Here is a 16,939-nt window from a genome sequence, read left to right as displayed (position 1 = left end):
TCGGTCGAGGAGAGCGGTCAGCCTTCCAGCTCGTAGCGGCGGTGGCGCAGCTCCCGCTGGGCGCCTGTCAACGGCGAACCAGTGAAGGGCAGGACTGACAGGTCTACCTTCGCCGCTACTGCCATCGCCACCGTCATGGCGGAACGGGCGGCACGCGGGGGTAGGCCGATGCTCGCGGCGAGACCGTCCCAGTGGCGCAGACGCAGGTTGTTCGTGCGCCCGTCCACGGACAGGGCCATGGTCATGTCTTCGTAGAGGGCTGTGCAGGGCACGTCGTACATCGGGGCGATGCCCCATCGGCCGTCCAAGGACTGCAACACCGAGACGTTCTTCGCGTGGAGGTCGCCGTTGCCCGTCAGCCATGCGTAGAGGAACTGCAGGTACAGGTTGCGCACGGCCACGGGCCGATGGGGAGTGAGGTCGGCCAGGGCAGAGATGACCTCTTCCGTGGTGACGTTGTACTTCTGCGCCGGGTAGATGCCGAGGGCTTGTCCGGCGTCTTCGAGCGCGAGCCGGTTCGTCTCACCGGAGCGGGCCGTAGTGCGGTCGAATCGGCGGACAAGGAGTCCTGGGAGTCCGTGCCTGTCGTAGACCACCGTGTGCTCGGACACAGGGATGCCGAGCGCCGCGGCATGCTGCAGATGGAGCGCCTCGTTGACCACGAGGTGGGGGTGGTTCGGTGGATCCAGCTTCAGCAGGGCGCTGTGCTCCTGAAGGTGTACGGGCACGTTGACCATGGAGGCCGAAGCCTTCGCCTGGATGCCGGGGAGGGCGTTGCGGTCCGGCATGCCCGCGAGGGCGGCGAAGTCCAGCGTCTGTGGATCGTCCGTGGCGAGGGGAGCCTCTGTGCGCAGTCGGTCGCCGGCAGGGATGACCTGCACATCGCCGGGCGCGTCCGTGCCGACCGCCAGGAGCAGGGTGAGCTCGTCGTCAGCCGAGGTCTTGGCTGCCGTGCGCAGGACGGTGAGGCGGTGCCCTTCGGGCAGGAGCCCTGAGAAGAATGGTGGGAGACCGCCTCCGGCAGCGGTGACGGGGACCTGAGAGATGGGCAGCGTGGAGGCCACGGGATCGCCGTCGTATCCCGCCAGGTAGCGGAAGGTGATGGTTCCCCGCTCATCGCGGGTGAGCGTCCCCGCCGGGACGCCGGCCTTGTAGACGTCCGCAGCGGTGATGCGTTTCAGGTCTTCGAGCGCAGGCGTCGTCACCCGGTCACCTCGAGCTCGAGGCCGAGCACTTCCATGACGGAGAGCACTGATTTCAGGGTGCTCTTGCCGGTGCCGCGCTCGATCTGGCGGACGGTTGCGTCCGAGACTCCCGCCAGGTCTGCGAGCTGCTGCTGGGTCAGCCGGAGCTCCTTGCGCATGGCGCGGACGCGGTCGCTGATCTTCGTCAGTGCCGCGGCGGAGGAGACTGCGCGCGTGGTGGCCATGGCTCCATGGTGGCAGAGAAGCTATCGAGTTCCGAAGAATTCTTCGCAACTGGCGGCGATCGACTGCCTTAGCGACGTGCAGGCGGAGCAATCCGAAGAAAAGTTCGGACAGGGGACTCTTGGGGTCGATCGTCGAGTCACAAGACCTTCAAACCGAAGAATTCCTCGGATTGCTTGGCCCGCCTCCCGCTTCCTTCTCCGGCGCCGAAGAACATCGCAGGTGAGAGAAGCGCGCCGCAGTCTGAGGCAGCGCGCGCAAACCGGCTCAGTGTGAGAATGTGGCCAGCAGACCACACCGCCGTGCTCCGAAAGGCCCGCCACCATGCCCTCTCCCCAGAACCTCTCGAACTTTGTGTGGGGGATCGCGGATCAGCTGCGTGGCGTGTTCAAGCCGAACCAGTACGGCACCCTCGTCCTTCCCATGACGATCCTGCGCCGCATGGAGGCGGTCATGGCCCCGAACCGCCAGTTCTTCGCGGAGCTGGCGGCCAAGGGCCATCCGGATTTCGTCCTGGAGAACCTGGTGGAGTCCCGCACGGGCCTGACGTTCTACAACCTCAGCCCCTTCACCCTGGACCGCATCCTGCAGGAGCCGGACCTGCTCCGCACGAACCTGCTGGCCTACGTGGACGGGTTCTCCCAGAACGTGGCGGACCTGTTCACCTATTACGAGTTCGACAAGACGGTCGCCAAGCTGGACGAGCACGACCGCCTCTTCCTGGTCCTGCAGCAGTTCGCCTCCATCGACCTCTCCCCGGAGATCGTCAGCAACGCGGAGATGGGCACCCTCTTCGAGGACCTGATCCGCCGCTTCGCCGCGGCCTCGAATGAGACCGCGGGTGAGCACTTCACCCCGCGTGACGCCGTGAAGCTGCTGGTGGACCTGCTGACCGCCCCGGATGATGACGTCCTCACCGGCTACCCGGTCCGCACCGTCTATGACCCCACGGCCGGCACCGGCGGCATGCTCTCCCTGTTGGACGAGCGCCTGCGCCGCATGAACCCGAACGCGGAGGTCCGCCTGTTCGGGCAGGAGCTCAATGACCAGTCCTACGCCATCTGCAAGTCCGAGCTGCTCGGCAAGGGCCAGGACGCGGACGGCATCGCCCGCGGGGACACCCTGAAGAACGACGCCCACCTGACCGAGCGCTTCGACTACGTCCTCTCCAACCCGCCCTACGGCGGCGACTGGAAGGCCTCCCGCACCGCGGTGGAGAAGGAGATCGCCGCCGGCGGCGCCACGAACCGCTTCCCGGGTGGCACCCCCGCCATCAGCGACGGCCAGATGCTGTTCCTCCAGCTCGTCGCCTCGAAGCTCCGCCCGGTCTCGGAGGGCGGTGGCCGGGCCGGCATCGTCCTCAACGGCTCCCCGCTGTTCACGGGCGGGGCGGGCTCGGGCCCGTCCGAGATCCGCCGCTGGCTGCTGGAGTCGGACCTGGTGGACGCGATCGTCGCGCTGCCCACGGACATGTTCTACAACACCGGCATCGCCACCTACGTGTGGGTGCTGGACAACAACAAGCCGGCAGACCGCCGCGGCAAAGTGCAGCTGATCGACGCCCGCACGTTCTTCACCAAGCTGCGCCGCAACGTGGGTTCGAAGAACAAGGAGCTGTCCAAGGCGGACCGCCAGCGGGTGCTGGACATCTACCGTGACTTCGACGCCCAGTCCGAGGACAACGCCGAGTTCTCCAAGGTCCTCACGGCCCAGGACTTCGGCTACCGGGAGATCACCGTGGAGCGCCCGCTGCAGCTGCGCTTCGAGGTGGAGGACGCCACCACCGCGGCGGCGCTCGCCACCAAGCCGGTAGACAAGCTTCCCGACGACGGCCGGTCAGCTCTCGAGACCGCCCTCGCCTCCCTGCGTGGCCGGGTCTGGGACCACCAGCCCACCTTCGTGCTGGAGCTGAAGAAGGCGCTGAAGGAACACGGTGTGACCGCCGGCGCTCCACTGGTGAAGGCCCTGACCGGGGCGATCGGCGTGCACGATCCCGATGCGGAGGTGGTGAAGGACAAGAAGGGCGAGCCGGAGCCGGACACCTCGCTGCGGGACACCGAACTCGTGCCCTTCGGGCGAGACATCCACGAGTACGTCGAAGCCGAGGTGGCCCCGCACGTGCTCGGCGCCTGGATCGACGAGTCCAAGACGAAGATCGGCTACGAGATCCCCTTCACCCGGCTCTTCTACACGTACGTGCCGCCGCGCCCGCTCGAGGAGATCGACGCCGAGCTCAAGCAGCTCACCGCCGAGATCATCGAGCTGTTGCAGGAGGTCGAGCGGTGATTGCTCGATCCTCATCCAGGAAATTCGGGTGGTGCGTTGACCTCGTTTCAGACAATGCGCCCGAGGAGTCGGAGTTCCGCGTCGCAGCTGAATCAATGGTCGGGCATACCGGTCGGCTCGTGACCGATCATGAAATCGACTCGGAGGGGCGCGGCACTTCGTTCCGAGCCGGTGATCTCCTCTTTAGCAAGCTGCGCCCGTACTTGGCGAAGTCGTGGGTTGCTAATCGTGACGGCGAGGCCCTGGGGGACATCCATGTGTACCGTCCGGTCGATGAAATGTGTTCTCGCTACCTCGGGTACCTACTGCTGAGTTCCTTCTTCCTGGAACAGGTGAACGCGTCCACGTATGGAACCAAGATGCCGAGGGCAAACTGGGACTTCATTAAGACCATCGAAGTCTGGGCGCCTGACTTTGACACGCAGCGACGAATCGCGGACTACCTCGACCGCGAGACCGCCACGATCGACGCCCTGATCGAGAAACAGCGACGCCTTCTTGTCGTGCTGCTGGAACGGCGTAGGGAAGCGATCCGTGCTGCAGTGTTCGGGTCGAACGAGGCTTGTCTGAACGCGGATCCGCTGGAGGCTCTGCCAGAGGGGTGGCGCCGCGCCAAGCTTCGTCATGTCGCGACCATGCACACGGGCCACACCCCGAGCCGTTCCAAACCCGAATATTGGGAAGACGCCAGTATCCCTTGGTTCACTCTTGCCGACGTGTGGCAACTTCGCCCGGGAACTCGGAAGTACTTGGGTGAGACCAAGTCGAGGATCAGCCCTCTGGGCCTGGAGAACTCGGCAGCTGAACTACTTCCGAAAGGCACCGTCGTTTTGTCCCGCACAGCATCTGTGGGATTCACCGGCATAATGCCCCGAGCGATGGCAACGAGTCAGGACTACTGGAACTGGGTCTGCGGGCCCCAACTGTGTCCGGAGTTCTTGTGGAACGTCTTCCGTGCGATGAAATCCGACTTCGACTCCCTTAAGGCCGGGTCTACCCACAAGACCATCTATCAGGCGGATGCGGCTGCCCTTCAAATCCCCCTGCCACCAGTGCAAACGCAGCAGGCAATTGTTGACCACCTCGACCGTGAGACCGCCAAGATCGACGCGCTCATCGCCAAGGCGGAGCGGTTCATCGAACTTGCCCAGGAGCGTCGTGCCGCGCTCATCACCGCCGCCGTCACCGGCCAGATCGAGATCCCCACTTAAGGACTGACAGCACGTGGCCATCCACAACGAGAGCGAACTCGAGACCTACATCTGCGAGTACCTGGAGCAGCACGGCTGGCTCTACTCACCCAACGATGCCGGCTACGACCGCAAGAACGCGATCTTCCCCGAGGACGTCCACGCCTGGCTGGCCGAGAACCAGCCGGAGGACTACGGGCGCATCGTGAAGGCCGATGCCCCGGCCTCTGCCCAGCAGGCGCAGCGGGACCAGATCACCACCCGTCTGATCGACGTGCTGAACAAGCCGCAGGACACCGGCGTCGGCGGCACGCTCAACGTGCTTCGCAAGGGCTTCAAGGTCGGCACCTCCGCCACCCTGCGCATGGCCGAGCCGCGGCCGGCCACGAACCTGAACCCGGCCGCCGTCGCCTCCTACGAGCGCATGCGGTTGCGCGTGATGCGTCAGGTGCACGTCAACCCGGCCACCAACCAGTCCGTGGACCTGGTGCTCTTCGTCAACGGCCTGCCCGTGGCCACGATCGAGCTGAAGACCGACTCCACCCAGTCCATTGGCCACGCGAAGAAGCAGTACCGGGACCGGAACCCGAAGGCCACGCCACTGTTCGGGTTCGGCACCCGCGCCGTGGTCCACTTCGCCGTCTCCAACCGCGAGGTCTGGATGACCACCAAGCTGGCCGGGAAGGACACCTTCTTCCTGCCCTTCAACCAGGGCGACGACGGCCACGCCGGCAACCCGCTCAACCCGAACGGCGGTTCCTCCACGGCCTACCTGTGGGAGCGGATTCTCCAGCGGGACACCTGGCTCGAGATCCTCCAGAAGTTCGTCTTCCTCAAGAAGGAGACCGTGGAGGACGAGCACGGCCGCTCGCGCCGCAAGCCCACGCTGATCTTCCCGCGCTTCCACCAGTGGGAGGCCGTCACCACGATGCTCGCCGCCGTCCGTGAGGAGGGCGCCGGCAAGTCCTACCTGATCGAGCACTCCGCCGGCTCCGGCAAGACCAACACCATCGCCTGGACCGCCCACCGCCTGCTCTCCACCTACGGGGCGGACGAGCAGCGGGTGTTCGACTCGGTCATCGTGGTCACCGACCGCACCGTGCTGGACGACCAGCTCCAGGAAGCCGTCCGGCAGATCGAGCGGACCTCCGGCACCGTGGTGGCTGTGGACCGCAAGAACCTCGGCGGTGAGGCCACCAGCAAGTCCGCCCTGGTGAAGCAAACCCTGCTGCAGGGCAACCGGATCATCGTGGTGACACTGCAGACCTTCCCCGCCGTGCTCGAACTCCTCAAAGGTGACTCGACGCTCGCCGGTCGCACCTACGCAGTGATCGCGGACGAGGCGCACTCCTCCCAGACCGGCTCCGCCGCAGCCAAGCTCAAGCGCGTGCTCACCCCGGACGAGCAGGCCGACCTCGAAGACGGGGGAGAGGCGGACACCGAGTCCATCCTCGCCGCCGAGGTCGCCGCCACCGGACGCCCGGAGAACATCAGCTTCTTCGCCTTCACCGCCACCCCGAAGGACAAGACCCTGCAGATGTTCGGCCGCCCCTCCGGCGAGTACGACGAGAAGGGCCGGCAGATCCCGGCCTCCTTCCATCGGTACACCATGCAGCAGGCCATCGAGGAGGAGTTCATCCTCGACGTGCTGAAGAACTTCACCAACTACGGCACCGCCTTCAAGCTGGCCCTGGCCGGACAGCAGGGCGAGTTCCGTCCGGAAGGCGACCGGGCCGCCGTCGGGAAGCCGACGACCGAGGTGGACCAGACCGAGGCGAGCAAGAAGCTCATGCGGTGGGTCAAGCTGCACCCGACGAACATCGCGCAGAAGGTCACGATCATCGTGGAGCACTTCCGCGCCAACGTGGCCGGGCTGCTCGACGGGCAGGCCAAGGCCATGGTGGTCACCGACTCCCGCGCCGCCGCCGTCCGCTACAAGCGCCAGATGGACCAGTACATCCAGGACATGGGGTACACGGACGTGGGCACCCTGGTGGCCTTCTCCGGCGAGATCACCGACGACGAGTTCGGACTCGAGAAGGTCACCGAGCGGTCCATGAACCCCGAGGTGACCGGCGACCTGGCGAGGGCGTTCGACGGCGACGGCTACCAGGTGATGATCGTGGCCAACAAGTACCAGACCGGCTTCGACCAGCCGAAGCTCTGCGCCCTCTACGTGGACAAGAAGCTCTCCGGCGTGCTGGCCGTGCAGACGCTGTCCCGGCTGAACCGCGCGGCGCCCGGCAAGGACACCGCCTACGTGCTGGACTTCGTGAACTCCGAAGACGACATCCAGGCCGCCTTCGAGCCGTACTACACCGGTGCGAAGCTGGAGGCGGTGACGGACCCGAACCTGATCCACGACCTGGGGACGAAGCTCGACGCCGCGGGCGTGTACGACTGGGACGAGGTGGACGCCTTCGCCGACGTGTGGGTGGCGTGGACGCCCGGCAGCGGGCAGGAAGGCCTGCAGGCTGCGCTGGAGCCCGTGGCATACCGGTTCCGCAAGGAACTGGCGGATGCGCGGATGAGCCAGGACGAGACGCGGGTGAACGAGCTCGTGCTGGTGCGCAAGGATATGCGTTCCTTCGTCAGCCTCTACGACTTCCTCTCCCAGATCTACGAGTTCGGGGACACCGACCACTACAAGCGGGCGCTGTTCCTGCGACATCTGGTGCAGCTGGTGGGCGATCAGCCCGGCGGGGAGGAGCTGATCGATCTTTCGGACGTTCAGTTGGTGAGCATCCGGCAGAAGAAGAAGTCCTCTGGCGATATTGGGCTGACCGGAGGGGCCGCGCTGAGGGGGACGACCGCCGTGGGAGGCGGGCAGGTGCGCGAGAAGCAGCGCGGGCCGTTGGAAGAAGTGATCGAGAAGATCAACGAGATCTTCGCCGGTGAAGGCGTGGACGCCTCCCCGTCCCAGCAGGAGGCGTGGGTCAGTGCCCTCGTGGCGCCGCTCATGGAGGACGAGAAGCTGCTGGGGCAGGCCGGAGCGAACTCGCTGGAACAGTTCCTGGCGAGCCCGAACCTGGAACGGTCGGCGATGGGCGCCGTCTATGCGAACGAGGACGCCTTCGCGAAGATGACGGACATCGTGGGCAGGGGCGGAGACCCGTCCAAGATGATCGTGGCGGCGATCGGGGAGTACTTGTACTGGAAGGTGCGGGGTGAAGGGGCCGGCGACGTCTCCGGTGGTGCCGACTATGCCGAAGGCAGCGGTGTGGTGAGGTACGAAGGGGAGCGGGCGCCATCTGCCCCGGCGGAGACGACGGGGGGCCAGCGCCGACGGTGAGGGGGGTTGGCAAAACCTGCAAAACTCGCAAAACTAGCAAAACGGGCAAACTCATGGCTCGTTACTCCCGTGAGTTGAGGCCCAACTACTCCACGGAACAGGACAGCGCCATGGCCAACCCGTTTAAGCCCTCAGCTGGCTCGACACCTCCACTTCTCGTCGGGCGTGACGATGTGCTCGATGACTTTACGGCCGCTCTCAGTGACGGTCCCGGCGCGCCTGGGCGTCTGGCCTTCGTCACTGGGGCACGAGGTGTGGGCAAGACGGTCATGCTGACCACGCTCGGTGATATTGCCAGGGGTGAAGGGTGGGAAGTCGTCGATGAGACCGCGACACGGGGGCTGATTGACCGTCTGACTCGTTCGGTGCGTGCGGCGCGTCATGACACCGGGGTCGAAGACAAGCCGAGGACCCGCAGTTTCTCCGTGGGTGTCGCCTCGCTCGGGAGCGTCAGTAAGGAGTTCGACCTGCCTCCTGCCGACCCGCACGACCTGCGCATCGAGATCGGCCGCCTTCTCGACTCACCGGTCATGGCGGACAGCGGCCTGCTGATCACAGTCGACGAGATCCACACGATCGCCACCGACGAACTGGACCAGCTCGCCGCGATCACACAGCACCTGATCCGAGAGGGGCGGAATATTGCCCTGGTCATGGCGGGTATCCCACAGGCAGTCGACCAGCTGATCGCGGACAACGCACAGCGCCCTCGCGTAAGTACCTTCCTGCGCCGGGCCGAGATGATGGTGCTCGGAAAAGTCGATGAAGCAGACGTCGCCGAATCGTTCCTCGAGACGGCCAGAAGGGCTGAACGTGAATGGTCTGCCGATGTAGCCGCACAGTGTGCGAAGGCAACACGAGGGTACCCCTTCATGATTCAACTGGTGGGCTACCACACGTGGCGTGCGGCAGGTGCCGAACGGATCTCCTACGAGCATGCTGAGCGGGGGATCGAAGTCGCTCGGCGCAAGATCGGACAGCTGGTGCACGCTCCGGCTCTCCAGGATCTCTCGGACGTGGACAAGACCATTCTCGTTGCAATGGCGCAGGATGACGGGCCGAGCCGCAGCACCGACATCGCCAAGCGCATCGGCAAGAACACCAACTACGTGTCCGTCTACAAGGGGCGGCTCGAGCGGGCCGGCATGATCGACGTCCTGCCGAATGGCAGGCTGGCATTCTCCACGCCGGAGTTGCGGGAGTACCTTGTGGAACACGCTGCGCACTTCGTGATGAATCCGTGGACTGAGGGGCAATCTCTGTGAGAGACATGGAAGGCCCTCGGGGCCTGAATACCGTCCCCATCTGGCCTCGCTTCGTGCGCCCTGCCCTGGAGGTACTCGCAGAGCACGAGAGCATGAAGCGCCGCGACGTGATCGAGGCGGCAGCCGACCGGCTTGGACTCAGCGAAGAAGCCAGGGCAGAGACGGTCGAGTCCGGAGAAGTGCGGTACCGCGGGCGCGGCGGCTGGGCGCTGACGCACTCCGCCAAGGCTGGACTGATCGAGCGGCCCGCGCGGGGCATCTACGTGCTGACAGAGGCTGGGCGGGCCTGGCTGAAGGACAATCCGGAAGGCTTCAACGACTTCGCCGGCGCCAGCGCATTCTTCGATCCGTTCTGGTCCAAGGACACCGCCAAGAAGCCTGGTCAGGCCTATGCCCATACTGAGGCGCAGCCCGCTGTTGCGTCTGACCCGATCGTGGACCCTGAAGAACAGGCCCAGGACGCCGTCACCAGTCTCAACGAGACCGTCCGTGTGGAACTGCTCGAGCGGCTGCAGAACTCCACGCCGGCCTTCTTCGAGGAAGCCGTGGTTCAGTTGCTCATGGCCATGGGCTACGGCGGGACCCAGGGAAAGGCAGCCGTGACCGGCAAGTCCCACGACGGTGGCATCGATGGGGTCATCGACGGCGATGCCCTCGGCCTCGACCGTGTCTACGTCCAGGCAAAACGCTACGCCGACGCGAACACGGTCGGCCGGGAGCCCATCCAGGCGTTCGTCGGTGCGCTGCACCTGCACGGCGCGACGAAGGGCGTCTTCATCACCACTAGCTCCTTCAGTAAGCATGCCCAGGCGTACGCGGACGCCGTCCCCAACAGGATCGTGCTGATCGACGGCGTGAAGCTCACGCAACTGATGCTCAAGTACCGGGTCGGCGCGCAGGTGAAGAAGACCCTTCACGTACTGCAGATCGACGAGGACTTCTTCGAGTGACTTGGGGCTCTCAGCCCGCCCCAGGTCGCAGCTCGATCGTTAGGTCCACGTCCACCTCGCCCGCGTATCTGACCGGCTCCTCCCGGCGGTGCTGCGGGCCGCTCCTATCCTGTCCGCCCACCCTCTAGGATCGAGGTGTCCGAGCCCTGGATGCCCGCTGTGTGCCCCGAGGAGGCCTGCCATGACGAACCCGATGACCGAACAGCAGTGGACCGACAAGTTCACCGCGGACCACGGCCGCGAGCCCACCCTGGCCGAGTACCGGGCCGCGAAGTCCGCCGGCGAGTTCAGCGAGCCCGCAGCGACGGCCGCACCGGGCACGGCTTTCCCGAACCGCCTCCGAGGCATGCCGGCCGTCTACGAGTACCTTCCGATCATCCTGGCCGGCCTGGGCGGCCTCGCCGTCCTCTGCCTGTTCCTGCCCGTCCTCACCGCCCTGGGGGAGAGCGCCAACTGGTTCTCCACCGGCTTGAAGGAAGAGGGATACCTGCTGCTGGTGTCCTTCCTCCTGCTCATCGGCGCCGGGGCCCTGCTCTGGTTCAAGCGCGTCACCTGGGTGCGCATGACCACCGGCGGCCTCGCCGTGCTCGTCGGCATCTTGGCGACCCTGGACGGCTTCGCCAACATCAACCGCCTCAGCAACACCCCGTGGGTCAGCCCCGGCATCGGCCTGTACATCATCGGCCTGCTCGGCCTGGCCATGATCGCCGGAGGCGTCCTGTGCTTCCTGCCGGCCGCCGAACGGCACCTCGGGCAGGGACAGCAGCGCCACGCCGTCACCCAGCCCATCGCCTGACCCAAGCCGGTCGAACCCGGTGACCTCACCGGCGGCGGCGAGCCGCCGTCGTCGAGAAACGCAGGAGGGGAACCCATGACCCAGGACGACCACCACACCACGGCCGAGGAGTGGGAGCGGCTCAAGGCCGAGCAGGCCCGCAAGGACGCCCGCTGGCGGAAGAACCGCGGCAGTGGCGCCAGGCCGCGGACGCTCCTGCATGACGTCTGGGACTGGATCTGCGGCTGGGGGCTCGGCATCCTCGGCATCGTGGTGATCCTCTTCGGCGCCGCCACCATCTCCAACACCCTGAACGGCAAGGGGCTCGTCTCCTCGGACGCCGGCAGCTACGCGATCAGCGGTGCGGCCATCGCCGTGGGGCTGTGGTGCGCGCTCGCTGCGTTCCGGCGGTGGAGCCGCTCCGGGTTCTGAGTCCGTACTTCGCCGCGCCCGGCCGTCAGCCGATCCCGAGCCGTGCGCGCTCGGCGGTTCCGGACACAACACGCCCCCGCCGGCCACACCCACCACGGTGGGCGGACCGACGGGGGCGAGTGCCGTCGTCGGGCATCACCGGCGGGGAGGCCAGCGCCAGGAGACGCTGCGCCGCCGCGCCCGGAGAGTTCAGCGGCCGCGGCCACCCAACAGCCGGCGCCAGCTGATGCCGACGCCGCGGTTGGAGACGTTGAAGATGCCGAAGCGGCGGCCGACGCGCGGGCCTCCACGGCCGACGGAGGCGGTGGTGTTCTTGCCGATGCGCTTGCCGATGCGGAACATGCTTGGGTCCTTTCGTTCGAAGAATGCCTTCGAGTCGCCCACGCTACGGGCAGGCCGTCCCGACTGGCCACCCGTGGGCGGCCGTCGGGCGGGAGGAAGCACGGAGGGGCTGCCGGTTCGAACGGGCCGTGTCAGGCCGGGCGGCGTGACGTCGGATCCTGGACGAGCGTCAGGCTGGGCTGACGTGGATCCGCAGTGCTCGGGCCGCGAACTCGGCGGCTTCGGGGCCTCCGAAGGCGGGATGGAAGTCCGGATCGGTGACGTAGAGGTCCGCCACGCCGAGCACCATGGCAGTCGCGTTGGTCGGGTCGTCGGCGCAGGTGGGAGTGCCGGGGACCTGGGCGAACCATGCGACATGCGCGGCGGCGTGGGCCTGCGCCTCGGGGCTCGACGGCCCCAGGCCGGCTGCGTGCAGCTCGCCCCAGCGAGCAAGCAGCTGCTCAGCATCGGCCTCGAACTGCTGCTGCTGGGTCAGCGTCTTGGCGTGCCACCACCGGTGGGAGACGTCGAAAGCCTCCTGGCCCCAGCGGGAGACCACCTCAGCCTCATAACGGTCGTTGAAACCCTCGAGCAGCATATCCATGCGGGGTCGGCGCCCCTGGCGACGCATCGCGATGGTGTGCTCGACCGATGCGATGCGCCGGTCCAGCGCCTCACGATCCCGGCGGAGCTGGACGAGGTGCGTCTCCAGGGCTGCCACCTCGTCGGCCTGATCGTGTTCGGAGTCGAGAACGGCGGCGATCTCGTTGAGCGGCAGCCCGGCATCGCGCAGCAGCAGGATGCGTTGGAGGCGGGCCACGGCAGTCTGACCGTAGTAGCGATAGCCGTTGGCGCCGATCCGGTCAGGGTGCAGCAGGCCGATCTGATGGTAATGCCGCAGGGTTCGGCCGCTGATCCCGGCACGCTGCGCCAGCTGCTGGACGGTCCACTCCACCACGACCCGCCTTCCCTCACTGTCCATTCGTTGTCAGCCCCAACTGTGGCAGGGCCACGGCCACGACGTCGGCTGCGGGGACCGTCACGCACTCGGCCGCACTTCGACCCGTCGCGGACAGGTAGGCCTCGGCGATACGGGCGCCCGCCGCATAGCCCGCTCCGGTGGGCAGGCCGACCGGGGTTCCGCCGAACAAACGTGCGCTGGCATCCCCCAGCACCCAAGCGCCGAAGTCCTGCATCCCGGTCACCTCCAGCCCCTCCACGACGCGCGCGAGGACCGCGTCGCTGGTGCGGGTCTGGTCGCTGACGAAGTGAGTGAGTCCCCGCGTGCCGTAGGCCTCGGCGGCGAACAGGTCCGCCAGCCCCTCGGCCACCACGTGCTCACCGACGGTGACGGTCCTCGGATCCCACACCACACCACCGGGCGAGTAGCGCACGTTGTGGTGGAGCTCGTGCAGGGCGATGGCCTCCAGGCGGTCCAGCACCTCCGACGACGGCCAGACGGTGATCGCGATGAAGCCGCTGATCCCGCCTGAGGCCGACAACCCGCGGACCTCGTCCATGAAGTGCTTGTTGTCAGGGTCGCCCAGGACGAGCAGCACCCGAAGGTCAGGCATGCGCATGGTCGGATTGGCTGCTGACAGACGCTCCAACCCGTCCCGTACAGCACGCTCGACCCGGCCCCACGCATCGGCTTCTTCCAAGGCCCTCAGGCCTTCGACGACCTGGTCATGTGAGGTTTCCGGTCCGAAACCGAAGTTCTGGGCATGCACCTGGGCCAGGTCCGGCCCACCCGGGATGAAGAAGTACATTCCTGCCATCGGCGCCCACAGATCACGGGCCGCCTCGTTCCACTCGTCAGGCTGGGCCTGGGCCAGGCGCCGCATGCCGACGAGGCTGTCGATCATCGAGACTGTCATGCACTCGACCGTAAACATTGACGTGACGGCAAGGTCAATCCCGGCTTCGAGCAGCGTCTCCGGTGCAGTGAACGCGACGGTTTCCCGAACGAAAGCGCTCCGGGACGCGACGTTTTCCCGAACGAAAGTGCGCCGGGACGCGACGGTTTCCCGAACGAAAGTGCCAAGGGGGTCAGTCGGGCAGGTCGACCTCGTGGCAGCCCTCGTGGCCGATCGGCCCGCCCTCCCATGCGCGGGCGATGCGGTCCAGGCGCTGGACCTGCTCGTCGTGGCCGGTGCCGGCGAGAGTGTTGCGGGCGATCGACCGGGCCAGGGCGTCCGCCAGCTCGTTGCCATGATGGCCCACGTGCCCCTTGATCCAGCGCACCTTCACGGACTTGCCCAGCGAACAGATGTACTCCCGGATCTCCAGCAGGTGGCGAAGGGACTTGCGTACCCGGTCGCCGCGGGCACCACCCAGCGTCAGCGGCTCGTTCACGGCGTCCCGCAGCAGGGCCAGTGCCGCCCGGGAATCAGAGTGCATCACCACGGGTCCGTCCTGCCGCCCCGCCCATGCGGCCACCACATAGCCCAGCAGCAGCGCGTCCAGTTCGGACTCCACGGGCCGGGTGGCGCCGGGCACGGTGCGGGCCGCCCACACTCCGGGATCGGCCGTCGCCGCCGCACCGCCGATGCGGGCCCCGCGCAGGGTGGCGCCGTCCACGAAGACGTCCGTCACCTCCGCGGGGGTGCGGCGGTCCATGTTGTGCAGCAGCTCCGGAGCCACGCGCTGCAGATAGCGCTGCACCCGCCGCCACTCGGCACGGTCCGCGGCAGTGCCCGTGGGGGTCACCGTGCTCGGGGCGTCGTCGAGACGGATGCGCGGGGAACCGAGCTCCATCACCGCGTCCGGGACGATCTCCGGCAGCAGATAGGAGGAGCGCTGGGTGCCGTCAGCGGACTCGTCCAGGCGGTAGCCCACCACGTTCAGCCCCGGCGGCCCGACGGCCTCCAGCAGCCGGAGGGTCTCGGCGTCCTCGTCCGACCGCTTGTGCACGATCACCGGATCCTGCGGATCCTGGTCCGCCAGCGCGTGCTCCCAGAAGCGGTGCAGCTCGGCGACCGGGACCATGCCGACGTACACCTCGCCGCGCTCGTCGTCCCCGAGCTCGTCCAGCACCAGGGCCCGCGTGATGTACACGATGCCTCCGCGCACCGAGAACAGGTCCAGCCTGCAGCACGGGCCGAACCGGACGCCCTGGAGCAGGGCGGGCGTCTGCATCACCTTCACGCCGTCCCTGCGGGTCCGCAACACCGGCGGCCGGGGACGGACGGCCGAGGGGCGGACCGGCGCCGGGGTGGTCAGGCGCACCGGCAGGCCTCGGTGGTCCACCTCGAGCCGGCGGGGGCGCGGCGGGACAGACCGGGCGGCGGGGCCGAGGAACGCGAGTGCGGGGTCGAGCAGCGCACCCTGCGAGACGGCGTCCGCCTCGCTGTGCAGACCCCGCACGGACTCGCGTGCGGGGTGAGTGCTGCGCTGCTCCATGGTTCCTTTCCCTGCCCGTCGGTCCTGCGTCCTTCTCCGCGTCCGTTCCCGCCGTGCGGTGCGGCGGAACCCCCTGTGCCGCACAAATGGTCAATCCTAGAGCCGCCGGAGCGGAGACCCCACAAGAAGACACCTGCTGTGCGTCCGCTGCGGCCCTTCGCGGGGTGCTAGCCCGGAGCCGCTCTCTCCGCCTGATCTGACCTGCCGCGCCGAGCGTGCGCCTGACAGTCCGGACCGAGCTCCACACCGAGGGCCGCGGCCTGCTCCCGCTGCTGCCGCAGGGCCGCGGCGCCGAGCATGCCGGCCAGCGCGCGCTCGCCGGAGCCCGGATCCGGGGCCGTCTCCACGAACATCCGATGCAGGGCCGAGCCTCCCAGCCCCAGGGCCAGGGAGGAGAGCACCACGTCCGCGCCGTCCCGGTGGCGCAGCAGGACGGCCTCGGCCGCCGAGGTCAGTTCCTCGAGGTCCTCGAGCCGATGGGCGCGGACCGTGCGCTCCACGTCCGCGACGATCCTGTCCGCCACGCGGGCCAGCAGCGTCTGCTTGTTGGGGACATGCCAGTACAGCGCCGAGGCCTGCACCCCGAGCACCCCGGCCACGCGGCGCATGGACAGGTCCCCCATGCCGAAGTCCTGCAGGATCGTGACGGCCGCGTCCACGACCTCGTCCACGGTCAGCCGACCGCGGGGGCGAGGAGCATCAGCAGCAGAGGTCACCCTGTGAACATATCCGAGCCACCCGAGGACCGGGAGGTTCGGCGGCTGAACCTTCGCTGGATGCGTAACGGGACGCAGGCGACACCGCCAGGACGCAGGCGACACCGCGGCGCCGCAGCCCGCCGGCGCCGCACCGCAGCCACCCCCGCCGACGCCGCAGCCGGCGACGGCTCAGACCACGGTGAGGGAGCCGTCGTCGTGCAGGCGGACCACCCGGTCCGCGAGGGCGGCGGCCTCCTCGCGGTCATGGGTGACGTGCACGGCGGTGGTGCCGGTGGCCTTGAGGATCTGCCGGATGTCCGCGGCGAGGCGCTCGCGCAGGTCACGGTCCAGGGCGGAGAGCGGCTCGTCCAGCAGCAGCACCCGCGGGGACGGGGCCAGCGATCGGGCCAGGGCCACCCGCTGGGCCTGACCGCCGGAGAGGTTCTGCACGGGGCGGTCGCCGAAGGCGGCGAGGTCCACCAGCTCCAGCATCTGCGCCACCCGGTCCTGGCGTGCGGCCCGCGGCACCTTCGCGGACTCCAGGCCGTAGGCCACGTTCCGTGCCACCGAGCGGTGCGGGAACAGCTGGCCGTCCTGGAAGACCATGCCCACCCCGCGCCGGTGGGTGGGCACGCCGGTGACGTCCTGGCCGTCCAGCAGGATCCGCCCGGCACTGACGCGCTCCAGGCCGGCGATGCCGCGCAGCAGAGTGGACTTGCCGGAGCCCGAGGCGCCCAGCAGCGCCACGATCTCGCCCGGGGCCAGCGTCAGGTCCACCCCGGACACCGGCGCGGTGCCGTCCGGGTAGGAGACCGTCACGTCCTCCAGCGTCAGGGCCGCACCGTGCTCCATGCCCATGCCCATGCCCACGCCCATGCCCATGCCCATGCCCACGCCCATG

General features: G+C 67.8%; 15 protein-coding genes. 7 read left to right on the top strand and 8 right to left on the bottom strand.

Features of this window, described 5'->3' with window-relative positions; all coding sequences use genetic code 11:
* Positions 1-17: 17 nt before the first annotated feature.
* Together CEQ11_RS11970 and CEQ11_RS11965 are read right to left on the bottom strand one after the other, a co-directional pair.
* On the bottom strand, positions 18-1,205 hold the full coding sequence (locus tag CEQ11_RS11970) for a type II toxin-antitoxin system HipA family toxin (protein ID WP_088478735.1): 1,188 nt from the start codon (positions 1,203-1,205) through the stop codon (positions 18-20).
* The gene (locus CEQ11_RS11965) at positions 1,202-1,429 is read right to left on the bottom strand and encodes a helix-turn-helix domain-containing protein (RefSeq protein ID WP_067189518.1); all 228 of its coding nucleotides are present in this window, start codon (positions 1,427-1,429) and stop codon (positions 1,202-1,204) included. Before CEQ11_RS11965 ends, CEQ11_RS11970 begins: the two co-directional genes overlap by 4 nt.
* A gap of 322 nt (positions 1,430-1,751) precedes the next feature.
* Here CEQ11_RS11965 and CEQ11_RS11960 point away from each other — a divergent pair, with 322 nt between their 5' ends.
* From CEQ11_RS11960 to CEQ11_RS11930, 7 genes are all read left to right on the top strand, one after another.
* Positions 1,752-3,713, top strand: a complete 1,962-nt coding sequence (locus CEQ11_RS11960) for a class I SAM-dependent DNA methyltransferase (RefSeq protein ID WP_088478734.1) — start codon at positions 1,752-1,754, stop codon at positions 3,711-3,713.
* Between the two features lie 119 nt (positions 3,714-3,832).
* A complete protein-coding gene (locus tag CEQ11_RS11955; RefSeq protein WP_193763030.1) occupies positions 3,833-4,924 on the top strand; it encodes a restriction endonuclease subunit S in 1,092 nt (363 codons plus the stop codon).
* 13 nt (positions 4,925-4,937) lie between these two features.
* Positions 4,938-8,195, top strand: coding sequence for a type I restriction endonuclease subunit R (locus CEQ11_RS11950; protein WP_227718869.1), 3,258 nt, complete (start codon positions 4,938-4,940; stop codon positions 8,193-8,195).
* A gap of 110 nt (positions 8,196-8,305) precedes the next feature.
* Entirely contained in the window at positions 8,306-9,460 is a 1,155-nt protein-coding gene (locus CEQ11_RS11945) for an ATP-binding protein (RefSeq protein ID WP_088478732.1), read from the top strand.
* Between the two features lie 5 nt (positions 9,461-9,465).
* On the top strand, positions 9,466-10,410 hold the full coding sequence (locus tag CEQ11_RS11940) for a restriction endonuclease (protein ID WP_088478731.1): 945 nt from the start codon (positions 9,466-9,468) through the stop codon (positions 10,408-10,410).
* A gap of 181 nt (positions 10,411-10,591) precedes the next feature.
* Entirely contained in the window at positions 10,592-11,206 is a 615-nt protein-coding gene (locus CEQ11_RS11935; RefSeq protein ID WP_088478730.1) for a hypothetical protein, read from the top strand.
* Positions 11,207-11,281: 75 nt separating this feature from the next.
* Positions 11,282-11,617, top strand: a complete 336-nt coding sequence (locus tag CEQ11_RS11930; protein ID WP_088478729.1) for a hypothetical protein — start codon at positions 11,282-11,284, stop codon at positions 11,615-11,617.
* 189 nt (positions 11,618-11,806) lie between these two features.
* Here CEQ11_RS11930 and CEQ11_RS12965 read toward each other — a convergent pair whose 3' ends face one another.
* The 6 genes from CEQ11_RS12965 to CEQ11_RS11905 form a co-directional block, all read right to left on the bottom strand.
* Complete coding sequence (locus CEQ11_RS12965) at positions 11,807-11,959, bottom strand: hypothetical protein (protein ID WP_157531272.1); 153 nt, start codon at positions 11,957-11,959, stop codon at positions 11,807-11,809.
* A gap of 169 nt (positions 11,960-12,128) precedes the next feature.
* Positions 12,129-12,893, bottom strand: coding sequence for a MerR family transcriptional regulator (locus CEQ11_RS11925; RefSeq protein ID WP_209279945.1), 765 nt, complete (start codon positions 12,891-12,893; stop codon positions 12,129-12,131).
* 16 nt (positions 12,894-12,909) lie between these two features.
* Positions 12,910-13,815: a DUF2268 domain-containing protein gene (locus CEQ11_RS11920; RefSeq protein WP_193763029.1), complete on the bottom strand. Its 906-nt coding sequence runs from the start codon at positions 13,813-13,815 to the stop codon at positions 12,910-12,912.
* A gap of 172 nt (positions 13,816-13,987) precedes the next feature.
* A complete protein-coding gene (locus tag CEQ11_RS11915; RefSeq protein ID WP_088478727.1) occupies positions 13,988-15,340 on the bottom strand; it encodes an RNase H family protein in 1,353 nt (450 codons plus the stop codon).
* Positions 15,341-15,507: 167 nt separating this feature from the next.
* Positions 15,508-16,056 (bottom strand): TetR family transcriptional regulator, encoded by a 549-nt coding sequence (locus tag CEQ11_RS11910; protein ID WP_070640053.1) that lies wholly within the window; start codon positions 16,054-16,056, stop codon positions 15,508-15,510.
* 171 nt (positions 16,057-16,227) lie between these two features.
* On the bottom strand, positions 16,228-16,938 hold the full coding sequence (locus CEQ11_RS11905) for an ABC transporter ATP-binding protein (protein WP_227718923.1): 711 nt from the start codon (positions 16,936-16,938) through the stop codon (positions 16,228-16,230).
* Between the last annotated feature and the right edge of the window lies 1 nt (position 16,939).

The sequence above is a fragment of the Micrococcus sp. FDAARGOS_333 genome (assembly GCF_002206575.2).
Taxonomy (GTDB): Bacteria; Actinomycetota; Actinomycetes; order Actinomycetales; family Micrococcaceae; genus Micrococcus; species Micrococcus lylae.
Note: the sequence above shows the minus strand (reverse complement) of the source record. Positions and strands in the feature narration are given on the sequence as shown.

What these genes read in the sequence shown, in the direction of transcription:
- CEQ11_RS11965 (WP_067189518.1), bottom strand. Translation starts at nt 1,429, where the DNA reads ATGGCCACCACGCGCGCAGTCTCCTCCGCCGCGGCACTGACGAAGATC.
- CEQ11_RS11960 (WP_088478734.1), top strand. Translation starts at nt 1,752, where the DNA reads ATGCCCTCTCCCCAGAACCTCTCGAACTTTGTGTGGGGGATCGCGGAT.
- CEQ11_RS11945 (WP_088478732.1), top strand. Translation starts at nt 8,306, where the DNA reads ATGGCCAACCCGTTTAAGCCCTCAGCTGGCTCGACACCTCCACTTCTC.
- CEQ11_RS11940 (WP_088478731.1), top strand. Translation starts at nt 9,466, where the DNA reads ATGGAAGGCCCTCGGGGCCTGAATACCGTCCCCATCTGGCCTCGCTTC.
- CEQ11_RS11935 (WP_088478730.1), top strand. Translation starts at nt 10,592, where the DNA reads ATGACGAACCCGATGACCGAACAGCAGTGGACCGACAAGTTCACCGCG.
- CEQ11_RS11930 (WP_088478729.1), top strand. Translation starts at nt 11,282, where the DNA reads ATGACCCAGGACGACCACCACACCACGGCCGAGGAGTGGGAGCGGCTC.
- CEQ11_RS12965 (WP_157531272.1), bottom strand. Translation starts at nt 11,959, where the DNA reads ATGTTCCGCATCGGCAAGCGCATCGGCAAGAACACCACCGCCTCCGTC.
- CEQ11_RS11920 (WP_193763029.1), bottom strand. Translation starts at nt 13,815, where the DNA reads ATGACAGTCTCGATGATCGACAGCCTCGTCGGCATGCGGCGCCTGGCC.
- CEQ11_RS11915 (WP_088478727.1), bottom strand. Translation starts at nt 15,340, where the DNA reads ATGGAGCAGCGCAGCACTCACCCCGCACGCGAGTCCGTGCGGGGTCTG.
- CEQ11_RS11905 (WP_227718923.1), bottom strand. Translation starts at nt 16,938, where the DNA reads ATGGGCGTGGGCATGGGCATGGGCATGGGCGTGGGCATGGGCATGGGC.